This window comes from Candidatus Pelagibacter sp. (assembly GCF_052049855.1).
Taxonomy (GTDB): domain Bacteria; phylum Pseudomonadota; class Alphaproteobacteria; order Pelagibacterales; family Pelagibacteraceae; genus Pelagibacter.
In genome coordinates this window covers 172,975-196,098 of the sequence record NZ_JBNGZE010000003.1, presented here as the reverse complement: position 1 = coordinate 196,098, position 23,124 = coordinate 172,975, and the positions used below count along the sequence as shown (strand labels likewise).

The 23,124-nt window shown below is 28.3% G+C and carries 27 protein-coding genes; 14 read left to right on the top strand and 13 right to left on the bottom strand.

The annotated features are described in order from the left end of the window. Both ACTT9X_RS06550 and ACTT9X_RS06545 read right to left on the bottom strand, forming a co-directional pair. A complete protein-coding gene (locus ACTT9X_RS06550; protein WP_440934835.1) occupies window positions 1-414 on the bottom strand; it encodes a Smr/MutS family protein in 414 nt (137 codons plus the stop codon). Further along, entirely contained in the window at window positions 415-1,011 is a 597-nt protein-coding gene (locus ACTT9X_RS06545) for a Tim44/TimA family putative adaptor protein (RefSeq protein ID WP_440934834.1), read from the bottom strand. Between the two features lie 58 nt (window positions 1,012-1,069). Here ACTT9X_RS06545 and ACTT9X_RS06540 point away from each other — a divergent pair, with 58 nt between their 5' ends. Next, window positions 1,070-1,495 (top strand): FxsA family protein, encoded by a 426-nt coding sequence (locus tag ACTT9X_RS06540; RefSeq protein WP_440934833.1) that lies wholly within the window; start codon window positions 1,070-1,072, stop codon window positions 1,493-1,495. After that, window positions 1,479-1,901 carry a protein-export chaperone SecB gene (locus tag ACTT9X_RS06535; RefSeq protein WP_440934832.1) on the top strand — a complete coding sequence of 141 codons (423 nt, stop codon included), beginning with the start codon at window positions 1,479-1,481 and terminating at the stop codon, window positions 1,899-1,901. The genes ACTT9X_RS06540 and ACTT9X_RS06535 overlap by 17 nt, the downstream gene beginning before the upstream one ends. Here the strand turns inward: ACTT9X_RS06535 and dnaQ are convergent. Genes dnaQ through ACTT9X_RS06510 form a run of 5 tightly spaced genes read right to left on the bottom strand, consistent with a single transcriptional unit; the run spans window position 1,898 to window position 5,318 of the window. Next, window positions 1,898-2,560, bottom strand: coding sequence for a DNA polymerase III subunit epsilon (gene dnaQ / locus ACTT9X_RS06530; protein WP_440934831.1), 663 nt, complete (start codon window positions 2,558-2,560; stop codon window positions 1,898-1,900). The genes ACTT9X_RS06535 and dnaQ overlap by 4 nt on opposite strands. Further along, complete coding sequence (gene coaE / locus ACTT9X_RS06525; RefSeq protein WP_440934830.1) at window positions 2,561-3,130, bottom strand: dephospho-CoA kinase; 570 nt, start codon at window positions 3,128-3,130, stop codon at window positions 2,561-2,563. It lies immediately after the preceding gene. Continuing rightward, window positions 3,123-3,917 carry a shikimate dehydrogenase gene (gene aroE, locus ACTT9X_RS06520; protein WP_440934829.1) on the bottom strand — a complete coding sequence of 265 codons (795 nt, stop codon included), beginning with the start codon at window positions 3,915-3,917 and terminating at the stop codon, window positions 3,123-3,125. Before aroE ends, coaE begins: the two co-directional genes overlap by 8 nt. Beyond that, the gene (locus ACTT9X_RS06515; protein WP_440934828.1) at window positions 3,917-4,501 is read right to left on the bottom strand and encodes a Maf family protein; all 585 of its coding nucleotides are present in this window, start codon (window positions 4,499-4,501) and stop codon (window positions 3,917-3,919) included. Before ACTT9X_RS06515 ends, aroE begins: the two co-directional genes overlap by 1 nt. Beyond that, on the bottom strand, window positions 4,491-5,318 hold the full coding sequence (locus ACTT9X_RS06510) for a pyruvate, water dikinase regulatory protein (RefSeq protein ID WP_440934827.1): 828 nt from the start codon (window positions 5,316-5,318) through the stop codon (window positions 4,491-4,493). Before ACTT9X_RS06510 ends, ACTT9X_RS06515 begins: the two co-directional genes overlap by 11 nt. 267 nt (window positions 5,319-5,585) lie before the next feature. Between ACTT9X_RS06510 and hemE the strand changes: the two genes are divergently transcribed. The 9 genes from hemE to ACTT9X_RS06465 all read left to right on the top strand — a co-directional run bounded on the left by hemE (window position 5,586) and on the right by ACTT9X_RS06465 (window position 15,042). Then, window positions 5,586-6,587, top strand: coding sequence for a uroporphyrinogen decarboxylase (hemE, locus tag ACTT9X_RS06505; protein WP_440934826.1), 1,002 nt, complete (start codon window positions 5,586-5,588; stop codon window positions 6,585-6,587). Beyond that, window positions 6,588-7,583, top strand: coding sequence for a ferrochelatase (gene hemH / locus ACTT9X_RS06500; protein ID WP_440934825.1), 996 nt, complete (start codon window positions 6,588-6,590; stop codon window positions 7,581-7,583). Window positions 7,584-7,586: 3 nt separating this feature from the next. After that, window positions 7,587-8,021: a protoporphyrinogen oxidase HemJ gene (gene hemJ / locus ACTT9X_RS06495; RefSeq protein WP_440934824.1), complete on the top strand. Its 435-nt coding sequence runs from the start codon at window positions 7,587-7,589 to the stop codon at window positions 8,019-8,021. Between the two features lie 66 nt (window positions 8,022-8,087). Beyond that, window positions 8,088-9,356: a transcription termination factor Rho gene (gene rho, locus ACTT9X_RS06490; RefSeq protein ID WP_440934823.1), complete on the top strand. Its 1,269-nt coding sequence runs from the start codon at window positions 8,088-8,090 to the stop codon at window positions 9,354-9,356. Between the two features lie 62 nt (window positions 9,357-9,418). Then, complete coding sequence (gene mnmE, locus ACTT9X_RS06485) at window positions 9,419-10,750, top strand: tRNA uridine-5-carboxymethylaminomethyl(34) synthesis GTPase MnmE (RefSeq protein WP_440934822.1); 1,332 nt, start codon at window positions 9,419-9,421, stop codon at window positions 10,748-10,750. Between the two features lie 117 nt (window positions 10,751-10,867). Next, window positions 10,868-12,739 carry a tRNA uridine-5-carboxymethylaminomethyl(34) synthesis enzyme MnmG gene (gene mnmG, locus ACTT9X_RS06480; protein ID WP_440934821.1) on the top strand — a complete coding sequence of 624 codons (1,872 nt, stop codon included), beginning with the start codon at window positions 10,868-10,870 and terminating at the stop codon, window positions 12,737-12,739. Continuing rightward, window positions 12,739-13,383: a 16S rRNA (guanine(527)-N(7))-methyltransferase RsmG gene (locus tag ACTT9X_RS06475; protein ID WP_440934820.1), complete on the top strand. Its 645-nt coding sequence runs from the start codon at window positions 12,739-12,741 to the stop codon at window positions 13,381-13,383. Before mnmG ends, ACTT9X_RS06475 begins: the two co-directional genes overlap by 1 nt. A 22-nt stretch (window positions 13,384-13,405) precedes the next feature. Further along, window positions 13,406-14,200 (top strand): ParA family protein, encoded by a 795-nt coding sequence (locus tag ACTT9X_RS06470; RefSeq protein ID WP_440934819.1) that lies wholly within the window; start codon window positions 13,406-13,408, stop codon window positions 14,198-14,200. Further along, window positions 14,200-15,042 carry a ParB/RepB/Spo0J family partition protein gene (locus ACTT9X_RS06465; protein ID WP_440934818.1) on the top strand — a complete coding sequence of 281 codons (843 nt, stop codon included), beginning with the start codon at window positions 14,200-14,202 and terminating at the stop codon, window positions 15,040-15,042. Before ACTT9X_RS06470 ends, ACTT9X_RS06465 begins: the two co-directional genes overlap by 1 nt. A 5-nt stretch (window positions 15,043-15,047) precedes the next feature. Here ACTT9X_RS06465 and holA read toward each other — a convergent pair whose 3' ends face one another. Genes holA through ACTT9X_RS06445 form a run of 4 tightly spaced genes read right to left on the bottom strand, consistent with a single transcriptional unit; the run spans window position 15,048 to window position 19,619 of the window. Then, window positions 15,048-16,031, bottom strand: coding sequence for a DNA polymerase III subunit delta (gene holA, locus ACTT9X_RS06460; protein WP_440934817.1), 984 nt, complete (start codon window positions 16,029-16,031; stop codon window positions 15,048-15,050). A gap of 2 nt (window positions 16,032-16,033) precedes the next feature. Then, a complete protein-coding gene (locus tag ACTT9X_RS06455; RefSeq protein ID WP_440934816.1) occupies window positions 16,034-16,483 on the bottom strand; it encodes a hypothetical protein in 450 nt (149 codons plus the stop codon). Then, window positions 16,484-19,018 carry a leucine--tRNA ligase gene (gene leuS / locus ACTT9X_RS06450; RefSeq protein ID WP_440934815.1) on the bottom strand — a complete coding sequence of 845 codons (2,535 nt, stop codon included), beginning with the start codon at window positions 19,016-19,018 and terminating at the stop codon, window positions 16,484-16,486. A gap of 28 nt (window positions 19,019-19,046) precedes the next feature. Beyond that, window positions 19,047-19,619, bottom strand: coding sequence for a DUF3576 domain-containing protein (locus ACTT9X_RS06445; RefSeq protein WP_440934814.1), 573 nt, complete (start codon window positions 19,617-19,619; stop codon window positions 19,047-19,049). Window positions 19,620-19,827: 208 nt separating this feature from the next. Between ACTT9X_RS06445 and ACTT9X_RS06440 the strand changes: the two genes are divergently transcribed. Continuing rightward, a complete protein-coding gene (locus ACTT9X_RS06440) occupies window positions 19,828-20,793 on the top strand; it encodes a porin (RefSeq protein WP_440934813.1) in 966 nt (321 codons plus the stop codon). A 49-nt stretch (window positions 20,794-20,842) separates the two neighbouring features. On the opposite strand, the gene ACTT9X_RS06435 is transcribed toward ACTT9X_RS06440, so the two are convergent. Next, window positions 20,843-21,361, bottom strand: coding sequence for a thiamine phosphate synthase (locus ACTT9X_RS06435; RefSeq protein ID WP_440934812.1), 519 nt, complete (start codon window positions 21,359-21,361; stop codon window positions 20,843-20,845). Between the two features lie 6 nt (window positions 21,362-21,367). Here ACTT9X_RS06435 and ACTT9X_RS06430 point away from each other — a divergent pair, with 6 nt between their 5' ends. Further along, entirely contained in the window at window positions 21,368-22,027 is a 660-nt protein-coding gene (locus ACTT9X_RS06430; protein ID WP_440934811.1) for a YggS family pyridoxal phosphate-dependent enzyme, read from the top strand. Here the strand turns inward: ACTT9X_RS06430 and ACTT9X_RS06425 are convergent. Further along, window positions 22,024-22,518 (bottom strand): L,D-transpeptidase family protein, encoded by a 495-nt coding sequence (locus ACTT9X_RS06425; protein WP_440934810.1) that lies wholly within the window; start codon window positions 22,516-22,518, stop codon window positions 22,024-22,026. The genes ACTT9X_RS06430 and ACTT9X_RS06425 overlap by 4 nt on opposite strands. A gap of 11 nt (window positions 22,519-22,529) precedes the next feature. On the opposite strand from ACTT9X_RS06425, the gene ACTT9X_RS06420 reads away from it, so the two are divergent. Then, on the top strand, window positions 22,530-23,093 hold the full coding sequence (locus ACTT9X_RS06420; protein WP_440934809.1) for a winged helix-turn-helix domain-containing protein: 564 nt from the start codon (window positions 22,530-22,532) through the stop codon (window positions 23,091-23,093). Window positions 23,094-23,124 lie beyond the last annotated feature (31 nt).

The window sequence follows — 23,124 nt, the reverse complement described above, 5'->3', positions numbered from 1 at the left end:
TTATTTTAATTTTTTTAAATATATATAAAAAGCACCACTACCACCATCTTTTATGTCTGCTTCTTTTATTTGAATTATTTTTTTCATTAAAGCTTCATTTGTTTTAATATATTCTGGAACTGAATATCTTAAAATACCAAATTCTTTTGACGCGTATGGGTCTTTTTCATTTTTTGAATGCAGACCTTTTCCAGTAACAACGATTAATTTATTTACTTTTTCCTCATAATTTTTATTGATAAAGTTTTCTATAATTTTATTTGATTCTTGAAGAGAGTACCCATGAAGATCGATCGTCTTCGTGCTAAAATTTTTTCTTTGTTTTTTTATTAGATCTTTATCTTCTAATTTATTATTGCTATCTAAAAAATTCTGCCAATCTTTTTTATCTTTATCTGAGATATTATTATTCAATTAGGCTAAAATATTTATTAATTTCCAATTAGGATTTGGAGACGTCATATCTCTTGAAAAAACCCATGTATCATAAATCTTCTTAATTTTATCAGGACTTCCAGAAATTATTTTTTTATCTTTATCTTTAATACAAGTAATTATTTCTGCAATAAATTCTACTGTTACATTTAATATGCTCCCTGTTTTCTTATGCTCTTTTACCTTTGCTGAGTTGATCCCAATAAATGTAATTTCTGCAAAATGTCCTCTATTGCTTCTTTCCTTTAGGGCCTTATTAAACTGGTCAAATACTTCTTTATTTAATAGTGGCTTGCTAGCTATGATTTTGTTGTCGTTATCACTAAAGTCTGTAATAATTGTCTCATAAGCAATTTTTGCTCCTTTTAAGAATTCATTTTGTGCTTTTGCATCAAAAGTATCACTAACTTTCTTAGGTTGGACCTCTTCAACTTTCTTCAATATCTCTTGGAATTGACCTGTTGCTTTCCCTTCAAAACCAGTTCTTTTTCCCAATATACCTCTTAGCCTCAAGAAAATAAATCCTGCTATCATCGCCAGTAAGATAATATCAATGTATTCGAAACTATAATTCATTAGATGATAGTAATTACTATGTTGATTAATTTCAACTAGCAATTTAGATTAAAGACAAATGAACTCAATAATATTAGCCATAATTCTGGTGCCAATTATTGAAATTTACCTTTTAATTAAAATTGGCTCTCAAATAGGTGCATTAACAACAATTTTATTAATTTTTACAACTGCGATAATTGGAATTTATTATGCGAAATACGAAGGTTTAAATACACTTAGGTCTGGATTTATACAATTAAGTAAAAATGAAGCACCGACTCACGAAATGATTTCTGGAGCTGTAATCGCTTTTGCAGCTTTGCTACTAATAATACCAGGCTTCTTTACTGATATTGTTGGCTTTCTACTTATATTCCCAATTACTAGAAATATTATTTTAAATTACTTCTTAAAAAAAATTAATAACAAAAAAACAGATAGAAATAATTTCATTGATGGAGAGTTTGAAGATATAGAAGATGACAATGACAGAAAAGTATAAAGTTTTAGGGCAATATATCAAAGATGCATCAAGCGAAACTCCAGACATTGAAACCTATTTATTTGTAAGAGAAATTATTTCTAAATACAAACTTGGTATCGATATTACGTCAAAAGCACTCAAAAATAAAATGATAGAAGTCACCACTAAATTTGTATTTCAAGATAAAGAAGATAATAAAAAAAAAGCATATTTTGAAATGAATTACTCAACAATAATTAAATTAATCGATAAAATAAGTAGCAAAAAAGAGTTAGAAAAAATTATTATATGTGATTTACAAAATGAGATTTATCCAAATTTGGAAAGGGCTTTTTTAAATCTTTTACATGACTCTGGATATGAAAGTGTAAAATTCAGTAAAAAAGTTGATTTTGAAGAGCTATATAAGCAAAGATTTAGTTAAAAAAAATTTTTTTTCAAATTTTTCTTTAAATAATCTTCATGTTTCTTTTTTTCTTCTTTTGTTGCATTTATAATTTTCTTAAAATAACCATTATTTCTGCTATCAATCTTTAAATTGTCTTGATCAGAGTTTTGAAATTGTAAGGTTGGCTCTTTTTGATCAATTAAATTAATGTAAACTTTTGCAAGTAGGTCACAATCTATTAAAGCAGTATGCTTAACTCTTCTAGAATTATCTATACCAAATCTTTTACATAAAGCATCCAAACTTGCTTGAGATCCAGGGAATTTAGCTCTGGCTAATGTCACAGTGTCTATAATTTCATTATCAATTTTTTCTTTTCCAATTATTTTAAGTTCATTATTTAAATGTGTTAAATCAAACTCTGCATTATGAATTACAAGTCTTTTGTCCTTTATGAATTCCAAAAAATCTTCGAATATTTCATTAAATTTTTTTTGTTTAGATAAAAATTCATCGCTATAACCGTGAACCTTAAAAGCTTGTTCTGAAACCTTTCTTTCTGGATTTAAATAACAGTGGAATTTGTTTTTTGTTGGTATTAAATTTTCGAGCTCAACACAGCCTATTTCTACTATTCTATGACCATCCTTTACAGATATGCCTGTGGTCTCAGTATCTATAATAATTTCTTTCATTTATAAAATTGTTTCTAAAATATTTTTGATTTCATTTTTAACAGATTTTTTTTTGAAATCATTTTTGATTATAAAGTGAGATTTTCTCTTTTTATAAAAAGATGAAAACTGTAATTTTTTAAATTTATTGAACAAATTTTGATCAAAATTTTTTCTTTTTATAAGTCTTTTTTCTATATCTTTTTTTTTTGAATCAACAAAAATCAATATATCCTTTTTAGTATTTATTTTATTTTCTAACAATAGAGGTATATCCAATATTACAACTTTCTTGTGTTTGTTTTTCTTAATAAATAATTTCATTTTTTTTCTTATCTCTTTGTGAATAATTTTAATTATTTTTTTTAAATTACTTTTATTACTAAGTATTGCTGCTGTAATTTCTTTTTTTTCTATTGGAAATCTATAAATATGATTTGGTAATTTTTTATTTAACTTAATAAATATTTCTTTATCTTTTTTATAAAGTTTTGATACTTCGTAATCTGCATTGAAAACTGGATAACTAAAGGCCTTTGCTACAAAACTTTTTCCTGATCCTATGTCTCCTAAAATTCCAATTCTAATCATTATCTAAAAGCTTGAATGTATCTAGATTAACTTTGGGTTCAATATTGTGCCATAATTTAAATGCTGCTAAAGCCTGATAAACAAACATGGTTTTACCATTTTCCGTCTTATGTCCTAATTTTTTTCCCATTTTCAAAAAACGAGTTTCAGTAGGATTATAAATAACGTCATAAAATAATTTATTATGTCCTGAACTTGAAAAATCTAAATTTATTGTTTCATCATTTAAGCCAAGACTTGTAGCATTTATTACCATATCAAAATCTGTTAAATCTCCCCATTTTAAAATTTTAAGATTATCAAATAAATCTCTCAAATTTTCTGCCTTCTCCCTAGATCTATTGCTAATTATTATCTCTTGAACGTGCATATTTTTTAAGGCAAAAATTATTGAAGGGACTACGCCGCCAGCACCCAAAATTAAAACTTTCTTGCCTTTTGCTTTAAAGTTTAGCTTTTTGATTGCAGTATTAAAACCAGCTATATCTGTATTGTATCCAATTAAATCACCATTATCAAAAATAATTGTGTTTACTGATTGAGTGTGTTCTGCTTCTGGGCTTAATTTATCCAAAAAAGGAATAACTTTTTTTTTGAATGGAACGGTCACATTGCAACCAGCTATCTTTTGTTCCTTAATATCTTGAATGAAATTTTTAATTTCATGATCATCTAATTTAATTTTGTCATAAGTTGCATAAATATTATTTTCTTTTAACCACCAGTTTTGAAGTTTTGGGGACAGTGAATGCTCAATAGGATTGCCTATAACGAAATATTTTTTCATTACAAAGAGCTTATATACTCTTTTATCTTTGCAACAGGAAGTCCCATAATAGTACTTTCGTCGCCTTTTATACTGTCAAACAAATTTTTACCTTTGCCTTCTATTTGATAAACATTGTATGCATAAAGGTTTTCATCTGATATTTCGGACAAATAAGCTGTTAACTCCTCATTAGAAAGATTTTTCATGGTTAACTCGGCTTTATCAGTATAATTCCAAATCATAGACCCATTTTTTGATATACAGACAGAGCTAATTAAATGATGAGTTTTACCATTAAGTTTTTTCAGGATAGACATGGCCTCTTCCCTGTTCTTTGGCTTAGAAATTAACTCGCCTTCTAAATCAATGACACTATCAGCGCCCAATACTATTTGATCAACTCTTTTTAAGCTAACCTTGTTTGCTTTTAGTTCTGCTAGGTTTTTTGATATTATTTCAGGGCTTACCTGTTTCTTTAATAAACTAATTTTAACAATGTCTTCATCAACATTTGATGGGACAACATCATTTTCAATGTTGTTCTTATCTAAAATTTCTTTTCTGACCTTGCTTTTAGATGCAAGAATAATTTTATTTGGCATTGTTTAAATATATTTCGTGAATTTTTATGATTGATGCTGCCGTTTCTTCAACAGACTTTCTTGTTACATCAATTAATGGCCATTTATATTTTTGAAATGTTTTTTTTGCATCTAAAACTTCTTTTTTAATATTTTCTAAATTTGTATATTGAATATTTTCTTTTTCTTTTAAAGAATTCATTCTATTTTTCCTTAAATCAGCTAATCTTTCTGGTTCGGTGCTTAATCCCACTACACAAGCCATTTTAGGATTTTTTTTAAGATTTTCGGGTAATGAGTTTTCGTTTACTAAAGGAATGTTTGATGTTTTAAATCCTTTGTTAGCTAAGTAAATAGATGTGGGTGTTTTGCTGGTTCTGCTAACACCTACAAGAATTATATCTGATTTATCAACTTCATTTATTAAATTTCCGTCATCATGATTCATTGTAAATTGAATTGCTTCAATTCTATCATAGTACTCATCATTTAATATATGTTGACCGCTAGGCTCATGTGTTGCCTTTTGATTTAAGATTTTTGAAAAATTAAGTATAAGATTTCCCAAGACCCCAAAACAAGGAATGTTTTTATCCTGACTCGCATTAGCCAAATATTTAGCTAAGCTATTGTCCACTATAGTATATAAAATAATTGAATTTTTATTTTTTTGTGCATCTTCTAAAATCTTCAAGATTTGGTTTTCTGTTCTTGTAAAAGAATAAGAGTGAACTTTGTATTCTATATTTAAAAATTGTACTTTAAGAGCTAAGAATATTCTATCTAAAGTTTCACCGGTTGAATCGGATATTAAATATATTTGGTATGTATTATTCATGAAAATTTTGTTAATAAATTTGTATTATTTTAATTAGTTTATGTAATTTTAAGCTCCTTAAATAATTCTTGTAAAAAATGCTTTTTATTAACATTATTAATAAATAGATTTTAACAATCCACAAAAATTAGCATGGTCAAAAAAGCTTCATTTTAAACAGTTTTGCTTTGAAAGGATGTTGGTAAAATGTGAATATTATGTTTATAAAAAATAATCACCTTTATTCACAGGATATATTACAACTACAATTATTTATAAAGATTATTTATGAAACCTTTACACAAAATAATAATTAACAAGGATACATCTTTTAATCCTATATGGATCATGAGGCAAGCAGGAAGATATTTACCAGAATTTAGAGAAATTCGAAAAAAAAATTCTGATTTTATAAATTTATGTTTGAATGATGATTTGTCATCAGAAATAACATTACAACCAATAAAAAGATTTGATCTAGATGCTGCAATAATATTTTCAGATATTTTAATGTTGCCATATGGCTTAGGTCAAAAAGTAGAATTTGAAAAAAATTTTGGACCGAGATTGGGAAAATTAAATTTAAATGAAATTTCAAAAATTGATGAAATTGATTTTGTTGAAAAAATACACCGTGTTTATAAAGCTGTAAAAAAAGTTAGCACAAATCCAAATTTAAATGACAAAAACATTATCGGATTTGTTGGGGCTCCATGGACATTATTAGTTTATATGATCAACCAACAATCACCTAAGAAAAATTTAAAAAAAGATTTTTTTAAAGACAATTTTTTAATAAATAGAATTTTACTAATTATCGAAAGATTTTTGAAAGTCCATATAAAGAATCAAATTGATAACGGTGCAAATATAATTCAAATTTTTGATAGTTGGGCTGGATTATTAGAAGAAAAAGATTTACCAAACTATATTTATACGCCAACTTTAAATTTGGTAAATTTTGTAAAATCTTTAAATGTACCAGTGATATGCTTTCCAAGAGAAATTAAAAACTATAAAGAATTTTGTGACATTGTTAAACCTGATGCTATTAGTATTGATTATAATGTTGATCCAAAAAAAATATTAAAAGATATAAAAATACCCATACAAGGAGGCTTAGACCCAAAGATACTTTTAACCGATTATGATAATTTAAAAAAAGAAGCCTTTAAATACTTAGAAATTTTTAAAGATCATCCATATATATTTAATCTCGGTCATGGTATTTTGCCAGAAACTGATCCGATAATGGTAGAAAATATAATAAAAATTGTAAAAAATTATTAAATGATTGATAATAACCATCCTCCTGTAAAGTATGGCAAAACAGGCGTTCTTATAATTAATTTGGGCACACCCGACTCCACTAGTTGGCTCGATATAAGAAAATATTTAAAAGAGTTTCTTTCCGATAGAAGAGTTATTGAAGTGAATCCTGTAATTTGGCAGATAATTTTAAATATGTTTATACTGAATTTTAGACCCTCTAAAACTGCCAAAGCCTATAAAGAAATTTGGATGAAAGATGAGAACATTTCTCCACTTCTTTTTTATACAAAAAAGCAAAGTGAGAAAATTTCACAATCTATATCAAAAGAAAATATTATTATAGATTTTGCAATGAGGTATGGAAATCCAAGTATTAAAAGTAAGATCCATAAATTACATGAAATGGGTTGTGAAAATTTAGTGATACTCCCTCTTTATCCACAATATGCAGCAGCTACAACGGCAACAGTTTGTGACGAGGTTTACAGAACTTTAATGAAAATGAGATGGCAACCATCTTTAAAAATAATTCCTCACTATGAATCTGATCCACTTTACATAGATGCTCTTGTTAATTCGATTAATAAAAAAATAAAAGAAATTAATTGGAAACCAGACCTAATTATAGCCTCTTATCATGGAATACCAAAAAAATATTTTGATAAAGGTGATCCTTATCATTGTTATTGTCATAAAACTACAAGACTTGTTTCAGAAAAATTGACTTCAATTGAAATTAAAACTACATTTCAGTCAAGATTTGGCCCACAAGAATGGCTTCAGCCATATACCGATAAGACTTTAGAAAATTTACCTAGAGAAGGTGTCAAAAATGTTCTTACAATCTGTCCAGGCTTTGCATCTGATTGTGTAGAAACCTTGGAGGAAATTTTAATTCAAGGTAAAGAAAGCTTCTTAAATTCTGGAGGAGAAAATTTTGATATGGTCCCCTGTCTAAATGATAATAATAACCATATCATTTTACTAAAATCCTTAATTGAAAGAAATATCTAATATATGAACTACTATTTATTATTTAAATCTTTACATTTAATCGCTGTTGTTTCTTGGATGGCTGGTCTTTTATATCTTCCTAGAATTTTTGTTTACCATGTAGAAAATAATGAGAAAAAAGAAGCAACCGATATATTTGAAGTGATGGAAAAAAGATTATTTTTTTACATTATGCGACCTGCAATGATTTTTACATGGGTTTTTGGATTAGTATTAATTCACCTCAATGGAATAGAAATTTTCTCTCAATTATGGTTTCAAATAAAAATTGTTTTAATGATATTGCTATCTGCATATAATGATTATCTAGGAAAATGTCTTTCTGCTTTAAAAAATTCTACAAATACAAGATCAGCTAAATTTTTTAGGATTATTAACGAAATACCAACGGTAATTTTGATTATTGTTGTATTTTTGGCTATTTTTAAGCCAATCTAGGGTTGAAAAAACAAAAGTAGCATATATATTAACAATATCCGATAGGTCCTTATCAAATAATTAATCATGAATATTCAAGAACTAAAACTTAAATCATCCGAGCAGCTCATTGCGCAAGCAGAAGAGCTTGGTATAGAAAATGCTAGTACGTTAAGAAAACAAGAAATACTTTTTGCAATTCTTAAAAAAGTTGCTGAAAAAGAGGAGATTACTGGTGTAGGTGTTTTACAATTATTACAAGATGGCTTTGGTTTTCTAAGGGCAATGGAATCAAATTATCTTCCAGGACCAGATGATATTTATGTGAGCCCGAGTCAAATTAGAAAATTTGGTTTGAGAACCGGAGACACAGTTGAAGGACCAGTTAGAGCCCCTAAAGAAGGAGAAAGATATTTTGCATTATTACAGGTTAGTAAGATAAATTTTGAGGAACCAGAAAAAGCAAGACATAAAATTGCATTTGATAACTTAACTCCTTTATACCCAGATAAACAGCTGGTGATGGAAGTTGAAACTACAAAAGTTGAAAAAAAACAAGATTTAACACCAAGACTTATTGATCTGGTTAGTCCAATCGGTAAAGGACAAAGATCTATAATTATTTCTCCACCTAAAGCTGGAAAAACAATGATTTTGCAAAGCATTGCGAACTCGATAGCTAAAAATTATCCAGAATGCTACCTCATGGTTCTGTTAATTGATGAACGTCCAGAGGAAGTAACCGACATGCAAAGAACTGTAAAAGGTGAAGTAATTAGCTCTACTTTCGACGAACCAGCTCAAAGGCACGTGGCAGTAGCCGAAATGGTTATTGAAAAAGCTAAGAGACTAACCGAACATAAAAAAGATGTTATTATTTTGTTAGATTCTATAACTAGATTAGGAAGAGCTTATAACGCTGTAATACCAAGTTCCGGTAAAGTTTTAACAGGAGGTGTTGATGCAAATGCGCTTCAGAGACCTAAAAGATTTTTTGGTGCAGCAAGAAACATTGAAGAAGGTGGTTCATTAACAATTATCTCAACTGCATTAATTGATACAGGAAGCAGAATGGATGAAGTTATTTTTGAAGAATTTAAAGGAACAGGTAACAGCGAAACAATACTAGATAGAAAAATTGCAGATAAAAGAATATACCCAGCGATTGACATAACAAAATCAGGTACAAGAAGAGAAGAATTATTATTTGATAAAAATGATTTACAAAAAATGAATGTGCTTAGAAGAATAATTGCTCCAATGGGAACCATGGATGCTATAGAGTTTATTAACTCAAAATTAAAAGACACAAAAAATAATGCTGAGTTTTTTAACTCGATGAATAAACCAGCTTAAAAGAATTTTTCATCACAATTTTAAGTTTTACAGAGACATAAATTTGAAGATATAATCTTTGAATGACAATTTATGCTTTATCAAGTGGCCCAGGTGTTTCGGGTGTAGCGGTTATCAGACTTTCAGGACAAGACACGTCAAAAGTAATTCAACTTTTAACTGGTAAGGAGCTACCAAAACCAAGAGTAGCAACACTAAGAAAAATCAACAAAATCAACACTTCTGAGCTGATTGATGAAGGACTAATCCTTTGGTTTCCTGGTCCTGAGAGCTACACAGGCGAAGATATGGCTGAAATTCAAGTCCATGGAAGCAAAGCTGTTGTGGATGCCCTACATTCATCTCTTTCAGATATAGAAAATTGTAGATTAGCTGAGCCAGGTGAATTTACAAAATTAGCATTTCAAAATGGAAAAATAAATTTACTTAAAGCAGAAAGTATTGCTGATTTGATTTCTTCAGAAACAGAAATTCAAAGACAACAAGCAATTAAAATCATGAATGGAAAATCATCTAATCAATTTAATTTTCTAAGAGAAAAACTTTTAAAAATTTTATCACATGTAGAGGCAAAAATTGATTTTCCAGAGGAAGATTTGCCTAACAATATTTCAGATGAAATAAAAAACAGTTCAGATGAAGTAACAAATAAAATTCAAAAAATATTAAACGATCAAAAAGTTGGAGAAAGAATTAGAGAAGGTTTTAAAATTGCTATTCTGGGACCAACTAATGCTGGTAAGTCTAGTTTAATAAATCATTTATCGAATCGGGATGTAGCAATAGTTTCTGAAATTGCAGGCACGACTAGAGACGTGATTGAAACCCATCTAAATATAGATGGTTATCCAGTTATAATCTCTGATACAGCCGGAATAAGAGACTCTAAAGATGAGATAGAAAGAAAAGGTATTAAATTATCTCTAAATAGAGCCGAAGAAGCAGATTTAAAGCTTGTTGTGATTGATGCAAAAAGCCCTGATTTTACTGAAGTTTTGAAAGATTTGTTACAAGAAAATGCAATTTTAGTTATAAATAAAGCTGATCTTTTAGAAAAAGATATTGATCCAGAAATTAAAAAAACAAATCATGTTTTGATTTCGATTAAAGAAAATAAAAACATCGAAGAATTAATATTTAAAATAAAAAATAATTTAAAAAATAAATTTATTACAAGTGATGATATTTTAATCACGAGAGAGAGACACAGGCAGCATCTGGAACAGTGCCTGGATCATCTAAATAACTTTAATCAAAAAAAAGAAATTGAAGACTTTGATAAAGCTGCAGAAGATTTAAGATTAGCTACAAGACATTTGGGTATGATAGTTGGAAAAGTTGATGTAGAGGAGATATTAGGTAGTATTTTCAACGATTTTTGTATCGGCAAGTAATACCCTATTTTGCTGGTTTTTTGCACTGTTTTTATCAAAAAACGTTGATAAATAAGGTTTATTTCCAAAAAATTAAACCTATCTTGTAAATTATATAATCACATATAGATTTGGATTATGAAAAATGATTTGTCATTTGATGTAGTTGTAATTGGAGGAGGACATGCTGGATGTGAGGCTGCAGCAGCTTCTGCTCGTCTTGGAGTGAACACTGCCCTATTTACTCATAAAATAGAAACTATCGGTGAGATGTCTTGCAACCCGGCAATCGGAGGTTTAGGTAAAGGTCATTTGGTTAGAGAAATAGATGCCCTTGATGGTGTTATGGGAGATGTAGCAGACAAATCGGGTATACAATTTAGATTATTAAATAGAAGCAGAGGTCCAGCAGTCAGAGGACCACGAACTCAATCAGACAGATCACTTTATCGTAAGTATATGCAAGAAAAATTGCTAAACTATTGTAATTTAAGTGTTTTTTCAGACCCTGTCATAAAGTTTATTTTTAATAAAAATTCAATAAGTGGGTTTCAAACTAAAGAAGGAAAGAAAGTTCTATCAAATAAGATAATACTCACTACAGGGACTTTTTTGAATGGTTTGATACATATAGGTGATCAAAGAACACCTGCTGGTAGGTACGATGAAAAACCTTCGACAGGTTTAAGTGAACAATTGGCTAAATATAATTTTAAAATTGGAAGATTAAAAACTGGAACACCACCAAGGTTAGATTCAAGAACAATTAATTTTGAAAACTTAGAAGAACAATTCGCAGATGACGATCCTTATTTTTTTTCATTCTTAACAAAAAAAAATTTAAATAAACAAGTGTCATGTAGAATGACATATACAAATGAAAAGGTTCATAAAATTATAGAAAAGAATTTATCAAAGAGTGCTATGTACTCAGGTAGTATAAAAGGAGTAGGCCCAAGATATTGTCCATCAATAGAAGATAAAATAGTAAAATTTGCAGATAAAGCTCGTCATCAGATATTTTTAGAACCAGAAGGTCTAAACGATCACACAATTTACCCAAATGGTATTTCCACGTCACTTCCAGCTGAAGTTCAACTAGAAATATGCAATAATATCAATGGTTTAGAAAATGCTACTATATTAAGACCAGGATACGCAATAGAATATGATTATATAGATCCACGTGAATTATTCTTAACTCTTGAAACTAAGAAGATAAGCAACCTTTATCTAGCCGGTCAGATTAACGGGACAACAGGATATGAGGAAGCTGCTGCACAAGGTCTTATAGCGGGAGTAAATGCTGCCTTGTCTGTTAAAAAATTAGAACCATTCATACTTGATAGATCTGACGCCTACATTGGAGTAATGATAGACGATTTGGTGACAAAAGGAGTAGCTGAGCCATATCGAATGTTTACATCAAGAGCAGAATATCGATTAACTTTGAGATCTGATAATGCTGATCAAAGATTAACTGCAAAGGGAATTGATATGGGTTTAATAGGTGATGAAAGAAAAGATGTATATTTGAGTAAATTTGAACAAATCAGTCAAATTAATATAAAAATGAGCGAGTCCAAGATTTCACCATCAAAAGCCGAAAAATTTGGAATAAAAATAGCAAAGGATGGAATATTGAGATCCTCAAGCGAAGTTTTAACCCAAAAAGGGGTAAATATGAGTAAAATTAGAGATATATGGTCTGATATACCTTTCTTTAGTAAAGAAATTGACGAACAGGTAGAAATAAATGCACATTATAGAGGGTATTTAAAGAAGCAAAAAGCTGATATTTTAGCATTTAAGAGGGATGAAAATCTAATTATTCCTGATAAAATTAATTATGATGGACTATCAGGTCTGTCTAATGAGGTAAAAGCAAAATTTAAAGAAATAAAGCCCAAAACAATGGGTCAAGCTCTAAGAATTGACGGAATAACTCCTGCGGCTGTATATATTTTGTTGTCACATGTAAAAAGAAAGTCTATTAAGCATATAGCTTAATGGATCAGGAAATTTTAAATTCTTATTCAAGAATCAATCACTTAAATGTTTCACGTGAAACGTTTTTGGACTTTGAAAACTATATATCTATGATTCTTGAAAAAAATAAAAAAATTAACGTAATCAGCCAAAATACAGCGTCGAAAAAAGGTATAATTGACCGTCATATTATCGATTCAGCACAAATAATTGATTTTGTTGATTTAAATAGTAATACAACCACAGATATAGGTTCAGGAGGGGGTATGCCAGGCATAATCGTGGCAATTATGTTAAAAAACATGAAAAATAATATGAATGTGCACCTTTATGAAAAAAGCTACCATAAAAGCCATTTTTTAAAGGAAGTTTCAAAAAAATTAAATTTAAACACAAAGGTTTTTCAAAAAAATATTTTTGAAATAAAAAATTTAGAAACAGGAACAATAATGTCCAGAGCATTTAAACCAATGCCAGTAGTTTTAGAATTAGTATATGAAAATTTTTCAAAATATAAAAATTTAATTTTTTTTATGGGGAGGAGTGGAAAAAAAATTTTTGAAAATTCTAAAAAAATTTGGGAGTTGGAGTATGTAGAAAAGAAAAGCTTAACAAGTAAAGATTCGTTTTTGATAAATATTAAAAAAATTAAAAAAAAAAATTAAAAGGATTGTAAAAAATATTTAAATGCAAATTATTTCAGTCATAAATCAAAAGGGTGGGGTTGGAAAAACTACTACTGTGATAAATCTTGCAGCAGGGTTATCTCAAATAGATAAAAAAATATTAGTTATTGACCTAGATCCACAAGGTAACGCTACAACAGGTTTAGGATTATCAAATATGGATAACTCAAGTGATACAATTTATGGAGTTTTGAATGGAACTAAAAAAATTAGTGAGGTAATTAAAAAAACACAGTTTGAAAATTTAGATATTATCACATCCAATGTAGATTTATCAGGCTTAGAAGTTGAGACGGCTGATGATAGTAATAGGGCTTTTATACTAAAAACCAAATTAGCCGCTTATTTAAACAATTCTAGAGGACAATACGATTATGTTCTGATCGATTGTCCGCCTTCGTTGAGCTTGTTGACAGTAATGGCTCTTGTAAGCTCAAACTCATTATTGGTACCACTTCAAACTGAATTTTTTGCTTTAGAGGGATTAACGCAGCTAATGAAAACAATCGAGAGGATTAAAGTAAGTTTAAATCCAGATTTGAAGATTAGGGGTATACTTCTAACTATGTATGACAAAAGAAATAAGCTTTCTTCACAAGTTGAGAAAGAAGCGAGAGATTACTTTAGTGATAAAGTTTATTCAACCGTGATACCAAGGAACGTCAGATTGTCAGAAGCACCTTCACACGGTATACCAGTATTAATTTATGACAAGACGTGTCCTGGTAGCAAATCTTATTTTAGTTTTACTGATGAGTTTATGAGTCAAGAGTCAAAAGTTGGGAGTGCTGCTTAATGGATAAGATCAAAAAGGGTTTAGGGAGAGGACTGTCATCATTAATTGGAGAAACAAAAGTCGAGATTCAAAAAAACCAATTAGCTATTAGTGAATTAATACCAAACAAGTATCAACCAAGAAAAATTTTTGATGAAACAAGTATGGAAGAGTTATCAAATTCAATCAAAGAACGTGGAATGATCCAGCCTATCATTGTCAGAAAATCAAATGAAAATAAATCTAAATTTGAGATTATTGCAGGCGAACGAAGATGGCTTGCTGCTCAAAGAGCAGGTCTCCATAAGGTTCCTGTTGTAGTTACAGAGGCTGACGATCTGAAATCTTTGGAATTTGCAATTGTTGAAAATGTCCAAAGGCATGACTTAAATCCACTCGAAGAAGCTCAAGGATATAAAAGATTAATTGAAGAATTTTCTTATGATCATGAAAAAGTATCAAAATTTATCGGAAAAAGTAGAAGTCATATAACAAATTCTTTAAGGATTTTAACATTACCAGAAGACGTAATAAAACTAATTGAAACTCAAAAATTAACTGCTGGTCATGCTAAAATTCTAGTTGGTCTCAATAATGCCAGCTTTGTAGCAACTAAAATTGTTGAGAAAAAACTTTCTGTTCGACAAGCTGAAAATTTTGTTAAAATTTTTAAAAATAAAAAACAGAAGTCAAATATATCCAAAGATACTAATATTATCGCACTTGAATTATCAGTTTCAAATATAATTGGGTTAAATGTCGAAATTAAAAATAACAAAAGAAATAAGGGAAAAATTAGTTTTGAATACAAGGATCTTGATCAACTAAATAAAATAATTGATATTATTAAATCGCATTATTAGTTGAGTTAGACAGATGACTTCTCTAATATAAAATCTATAACTATATTTACAGCATTGTCATAGTTTTTTTTAACCTGCAATTCAATTTCACTAATCTCATATATTAATTGATTGATTTGATTTATTTTCCATTTCTCTATTTGAGATTTCACTATATTTTTATCTTTCCAAAATATTGGAGGTCTTGCGTCTGAAATTGTTTTATTTAAATCTTTATTTTTAGCATAAGACTTAGATAAATTTTTAATTCTTTTCAATTTTTGTAAAAAAGTCCTTGAAATTATAACACAATCTTCGTTACTGAAATTATTCTCATTTAATATTAATATTGTTTTTTTATTATTCTTTGCCAAGCAATTATCCACCAATTCCGAGTAGCCATAGTTTTCAATTAAATTTGTTAACTTAGACAAATTCTCTGTATTAATTTTTTTACCACCTAATGAAAATAAATAAATTTTGTTTAACTCACTTTTTAGAAATCCTCTGTCTCCATTTGATCTATTTATAATTAAATTTATATTTGATTGAGAAATTATTAATTTTTTCTCTTTAACGTAATCACTAGCCAATTTAGATAACGTTTGATGGTCATCCGAATAAAAAGGTATACATAAATAATTTTTATTTTTTTCAAAAAAGTTGCGAAGTTTAGATTTCTTTTCCAAAATGGATGCTTCTAATATTATTAATATTCCATCCAATTCTTTGTTTTCTAGGTATTCAATTATTTTATATATTTTGTCTGTTGATCTACTAATAAGTATAATTTTTTCACTTTCAAAAAGTGATCTTGATAAAATATTGTCATACAAAATATTTGTGTTCTCTAATATATCTTTTTCATCATATTTCTTTAATGTTTGGGCTTTTCCAGCTATTATTTTTGAGATTATTTCCTCTTTTGCTCCTTGGTTTTGCCCATATAATAAAATTATTTTAGTTTTATTTAATTTAATTTTATTTATTTCGTAGGATTTAATTATCATTCTTATTTATATAATTTTAAAGATAATTTTCTAACAATTGATGTCACAAAATTTTCTTTAATAATATTTTCATAATTTGTTTGTTGGAATAGATCAGATATTTTTTTCATATTTTGTTTTTCTTTAAAGCTCATTGATTTATTAAGTTCCTCACCATTTATTTCGAAACTTATTTTAGCTGATAGTTCGAATTCTAATGGTGATCCTTTACTATCTTTAGAAATAATTATTTTATCAAATTTTGAATTAACTTTGATTTTATATTCATTCAAAGAATTATTGTTTGAAATTCTCTTTAGTTCTCTGTTAACTAAATTATTAAGAATTACGTCACCTTTATTTTCTAAAATAGTAATTTTATAATTTGATGTGTCTTTATTTGAATAAATAGGTTCGAAACCACATCCATTAAGTATAAAAATTAAAAAAAAAATTAGAAAACAATTTTTCATTTAAGTAATAATATTCATTAATTTATCTTTAATATAAATTTTTCTTTTTATAATTTTCTTCTTTAAAAATTTTGATAATTTTTCGTCTTTATTAATAATTTCGAGTAAAGTTTCCTCAAACATATTTGGTTTTGTTGTTATCAGTCCTCTTTTCTTCCCATTTATTTGTATAACTATATTAACTATATCATCTTTTATTAATGTCTCATTATAATCTGGCCAATTAATTTTTTTGGAATTGATTAAATTTAAGCATTCACTAGCAAAATGTGGAATTATAGGAAGCATTGTTATTAATATGTTTTCATAATTTTCTAAAATAATTTTTTTTTCATAATTTTTATTTATCTCTTTGATTAAAAAAGTGTACACTTCATGTAAGTTGGCTATAATTTTATTGTAACTAAAATCCTCAAGATTATCAGTTACTTTCTTTAAATATTTATTTGTGTATTTTGTCATTTCATCGATTTGATTTGTTTGATGATCTTTGTTTATTTCATCTAATATAATAGAATTTAAATTCCATAATCTTTGAATAAACTTAAAAGATGACGCTATACCTTCCTCAGACCACTGCACGTCTTTTTCTGGAGGACTGTCTGATAAGATAAATAATCTAGCTGCATCTGCACCATAATTTGAAATAATATCTTCAGGATCAATCGTATTTTTTTTTGATTTTGACATAGACTCAGATGAGCCAACGGTAATTAATTTAGATTTATCTTTTTTAAGATATTTTTTTCCGTCTATAGTTACTATTTCTTCTGGGGATACCCAATTATTTTCCGGATCTTTATATGTCTCATGACAAACCATCCCTTGTGTAAATAGACCTTTAAAAGGTTCTGAAATACTAAAATTTTCACTCTCATAAGAAAGGGCTCTCATAAAGAATCTTGAATATAAAAGGTGTAAAATAGCGTGCTCAACACCCCCGATATACTGGTCTACAGGCATCCAGTAATCAATTTCATCTTTATTAAATCCATAATTAATTTCTTTAGGCGAACAAAACCTTAGGTAATACCAAGAAGAACACACAAAAGTATCCAAGGTATCAGTTTCTCGTGTTAGAGTTTTTCCATTAATTATCACCTCACTCCATTTTTTTTGACTATCGAGAGGGTTTCCTTTTACGTTCAAATCAACATTATTTGGAAGTTTAACTGGCAACATTTTTTCAGGAATTGGATGAGCATCACCATTTTCATCATATGCGATTGGTATAGGACAGCCCCAATATCTTTGTCTAGATACACCCCAATCCTTTAGTCTATAATTAATTTTTCTCTTTCCTAATTTTTTTTCCTCTAAAATTTTAATTGTTTCCAATACTGAATTGTTTGGAGCTTTAAGCCCATTGAGAAAATCAGAGTTGATTAATATACCTGGTCCTGGATAAGCTTCGTTTATAACTTCATAAGTATTATCTTTATCATTAGGTCTTACAACTGTATTGATTTCCAGATTATATTTTTTTGCAAAATCAAAATCTCTTTGGTCATGTGCGGGACAACCAAATACTGCTCCAAATCCATAATCCATTAGAACAAAGTTAGCAAAATAAACTGGTACTTTCTGCTTTGGGTTCAATGGATTTGTTGCAAGAAGATTGGTTTTGAATCCAATTTTCTCTGCAATTGCAATTGCTTCTTCAGTTGTGCCTGTTTTTGAACATTCGTCTTTAAATTTTTGAAAATTTTTATCATCCTTGTAAAAATTTGATATTTCATGATCAATAGACAAAGCTAAAAAAGAAAAACCAAAAAGTGTATCTGGTCTAGTGGTAAAACATTTTATGTTATTAACTGGTAAGTCTCCTTCAATTTTAAAATCAATTTCACAGCCAAATGATTTTCCAATCCAGTTTTTTTGCATCGTTTTGACTTTATTTGGCCAATTATCTAAATTGTCTAGACCATTTAATAGATCTTGAGAAAATTTAGATATGTTGAAAAACCATTGACTTAATTTTTTTCTTTCTACTGTGGCTCCAGAGCGCCATCCTTTTCCATCAATAACCTGCTCGTTAGCAAGTACAGTTTCATCTACTGGATCCCAATTAACATAATTTTCTTTCCTATAGACTAGTTTTTTTTTAAATAATTCTAAAAAAAACTTTTGTTGATGTTTATAATAATCTTCTGAACAAGTTGAAATTTCACGATCCCAGTCAATAGAAAGACCAAGTTTCTTTAGCTGAGATTTCATTTTTGTAATATTGCTTTCAGTCCAAGTTTTTGGATCTAAATTATTTTGTTTAGCAGCATTTTCAGCTGGCATTCCAAACGAGTCCCACCCCATTGGATGGAGCACATTAAACCCTTTAAGAGCCTTATACCTTGCTAAAACGTCACCAATTGTATAATTTCTTACGTGACCCATGTGTATTCTTCCTGAAGGGTAAGGGAACATTTCTAAACAATAAAATTTCTTTTTATTTTTTTCTACTTTTGTTGAAAACGTTTTTTCTTTATCCCAAAAGTTTTGCCACTTTTCTTCTATTGATTTAAAATTATATCTTTGCACAGAACTAATTATTGAATTTTATTTAAAATTACTCAATGCCTAAACCTTTATTTGTGTAAGGTTTAAAATTTTCATCTTTTTTCTGCTGAGCATAAATTGCTGCTTTTTTTAAAATCTCTTTTTTTAATTCATTAATCAAAACTTTATCAGTTTGTAATATTTTACAATTCATAAAATTATCTAAGCATTTTTTTGTAAATATTTTTACATCTAAGGCATCTGATCTTATTTCGTTAGTTAAAAATCTTATTGAAATTTTAATACTTTCATTAGAATTGTTTCCATCAGAGTACCAATCTGTTATAATAATACCTCCACTATAATTTACAGAAGTTAAAGGCATAAAATCAATTACATCTAAGGATGCTCTCCATAATTCATTTGAACTAGCAAAATCAAATGTTCCGCCACGTGTTCCATTACCAAAAGCTTTATTAAGGGTAAATCCTCGACCTTGTTCGAGATTTTGTTTAACCCTTTCTTTAGGATCAGCAGGAAATTTTCTTGCATCAGCTCCAGGTATCTTACCATTGCAGCCATTTAAAAATAAGGAAATGACTATAAAAAAACTTAATATTTTAAAAAGTTTGATAAAACTCATACTGGTATTAATCTATTGGTTTGCTTATACAGCATAATCCCATATTTCATAAAATTTAAGTAAAAAAGGGCTAAAAAGTGATGTAAATATGCAACACTAGTGATTTTTTTAACAAAATTATAGAATTTTACGATTTAAATCACTCTAAAATGTTAAATATGCAATGTTTATTATTAATAATTAACAATTAATTTAAGGAGTAATTAATATGAACATTAAAAAAATAGGTCTAACTGCTTTAGCAGCTTCACTTGTTTCTGTATCAGCACATGCTGGTGAGATGTCAGTGTCTGGGGGAGCATCTATAGGTCTTAAAAACACGTCTAAGTCTTCTTCAGGTAAGTCTTGGACTATGGGTAACCAGTTAACTTTCACAGGTTCTGGTGAGTTAGATAATGGTATGAACGTATCACTATCTTTCGTAATTGATCAAAACGATGATTCAACTTTAGGAACTGGAGCACAACTTGACAACGCTCCGTTTGATAGTCACTCTGTGTCTGTTAGTTCAGATAGTTTAGGAACTTTAAAGTTCTCAGGTGAAGGTGGATCTTCTGCGCAATCAGCTATTGATACTACTGCAGCTGGTGATGCTTGGGATAATGGTTCAGGTATTACATCGCCAAGAGCATCGGAAGCTGGAAACAACAGCTTATTCTACACATTACCATCTATTATGGATGACTTGACGATTAACGCGTCATACTCTCCAGGATCAGCTGGTGGGTCATCTGCAACAGCATGGCACGTAGGATATTCAGGAGTTGAAGGATTATCTCTTGATTATGCTGTAGGTCAAACTGAAACTATTGGTTCAGAGCAAGAACATACTACTATGAAAGCTTCATACGCATATAGTTCTTTCACTGTAAGTTACTCAAACACTGAAAATGCATACGATGCTACTTCAGGTGTTGATGAAGAAATTTCTTCATGGAATGTAGCTTATACTGTTTCAGACGATCTATCGATTGCATATGGTACTGAAACTATCGAAACTGAAGGTTCAGCAGTAGATGAAGAAGTTGATAAATTCAATGTTTCATACACAACTGGTGGTGTAACATTATCTGCTTCTCAATTTAATGCATCTGGTGTTGGTAATACAACTACAGAAGCACACAATACTGGTGATAAAGACAGATGGTCTTTATCAGCTACATTTGCATTCTAATTTAGTTTAGATTAAAATTTTAAAGAGGCCCCTTTTTAGGGGCCTTTTTTTATTCGAAATAAGAAATTCCAGCAAATTCAAATTGATTTAAAAGAGCAAGTTTTTTTAAGTTTTTTTTTGAAACACCACCAAGAATAACAACATCTTTATTTGTCATTTTTGAGAGTAATTTAAATTTATTTATTCCCAGAAAATTTTTATTTTTTTTAAATAAAGAAGAAATAAAAATCTTTACTACCTTTTGTTTTTCTTTTGTTTTAATTTCTTTAAGATTATGGGCGGATCCAACAATCTTAAAGTTAGTTTTGTAAGAATAAGATAAATGATTAAAACTTTTATTAAAGGATGGTATATAGGCACCATCTAAATTAAGTTTAATTGCCAGTTTAATATTATTAGATAAATAAAATTTAATTGATTTTTTTTTACAATAGCTTTTAATTTTTAAAATAAGTGTTTGACTAGGTTTTTTTAATGAATAATCTCGAAATATGATTGTAGTTTCTTTATCTTGTTTATCAATATTATTTGCGTCGAATTTATTAATAAAGTAATATTTTTTCATCATATTTATATGCACAGTACAATACAAAATTTATTAGATATTGAGACTAATATCAAAAATCATCTTAATAAAATAAATATTCATAAAACCCCCAAAATTGTTGCAGTTTCCAAGACCTTCAAATTTGATAAAATTTTGCCTCTTATTAAATACGGTCATATTGACTATGGTGAAAATAAGGTTCAGGAGGCTGTCGAAAAATGGACAGAAATAAAGAAAAAAAATTCAAAAATAAAATTACATATGATTGGAAAATTACAAACAAACAAAGTTAAATTCGCAGTTCCATTATTTGATTATATTCATTCAGTAGACAGCGAAAAGCTTGCAAAAAAAATTGCCGATGAACAGAATAAAATAAATAAAAAAATTAAAATATTTTTGCAAGTAAATATTGGTAATGAAAATCAAAAATCAGGAATTGATAAAGACAACTTGAAGCAACTAATATCTTATTGTAAAGGTATTGGTTTAGATTTGGTAGGTCTAATGTGTATACCGCCTGTAAATATTGATCCAGAAAGTTACTTTGATGAGATGCAAAAAATAAATAAAAGTCTAGGTTTTTCAGAGTTAAGTATGGGAATGTCTTCTGACTTTCTCAAAGCTGCCGAATACTCATCAACCTATATAAGAATTGGTTCTAAAATTTTTGGTCAAAGACATTAAAAAATTTTTATTATTGAATTTTTTTTAATTAATTTAAGCATAATCAAAAAATCTTTTTCTTTTAAAGCTACACAGCCAGCTGTGGGCTTATAATTTTTGGTTAGATGAATAAAAATACAACTGCCTTTACCAATAATAGGTTTTTTATAATTATACTTAATTGGGATCAATAAATCATAAATATGATCTTTTCTCGTTAATTTTTCGTGACTGACTCTTTTATCTATTTTAATAAGCTTGTTATATTTTCTTGGAAAATTAATGTCATTACACCAACCCATATTTTTCTTTATTTCTATACATTTTAGTGAAGTGAATGGTTTTGCAATTCGATTTTTTCTAAAATAAAGATTTTCAATTTTAAAGGTTCCCTTGGGTGTTTTTTTATCTCCTTCTATTTTATTGAATGTTGAACCTTTTTTACCAATAGAACACCTAAATTTGAATTCATCAATTTGAAGAGTGTGTTTATTTTTTACAAAAATTGTCATATTCTCTCTCTGTGAGTGCTCAGATTTTAATAATATACAAATTTAAACCATTGTATCATATTCTTGAAGAACTTGACTTGAATTTAAATTTTAACATCCTTTTTGCAGATAATAAGGATTTATTAAATAATAAAGAAAAGGAGCATATTAATTATTTGATTTTGTCTAATAAAAAAAATTTGGAAATTGATAATCAATTTGTTTTAGATAATTTACCAATTAACATTTCTAAATTATTAGAAAAAATAAATATCGAATTTTTAAAACTACAATTTAATAGTCAATCTGAAGTTAAGGTAAGTAATTACATGATTAATCTTAATTCAAGAGAAATGTTTACAAAAAATGCCAAGCTTAAGCTGACCGAAAAAGAAATTAATACAATTACTTATTTATCTAAATCAAATAAACCAGTTAGTATTGATGAATTACAAGAAAAAGTTTGGAGCTATCAATCAAATATAGAAACCCATACTGTCGAGACGCATATTTATCGATTAAGAAAGAAAATTTTAGAAATTTTTAATGATAACGAATTTATAATTAGTAAAAAAAATGGTTATCAAATTAAATAAGAAAAATCCAATGGCTAAAGATTTGTATACT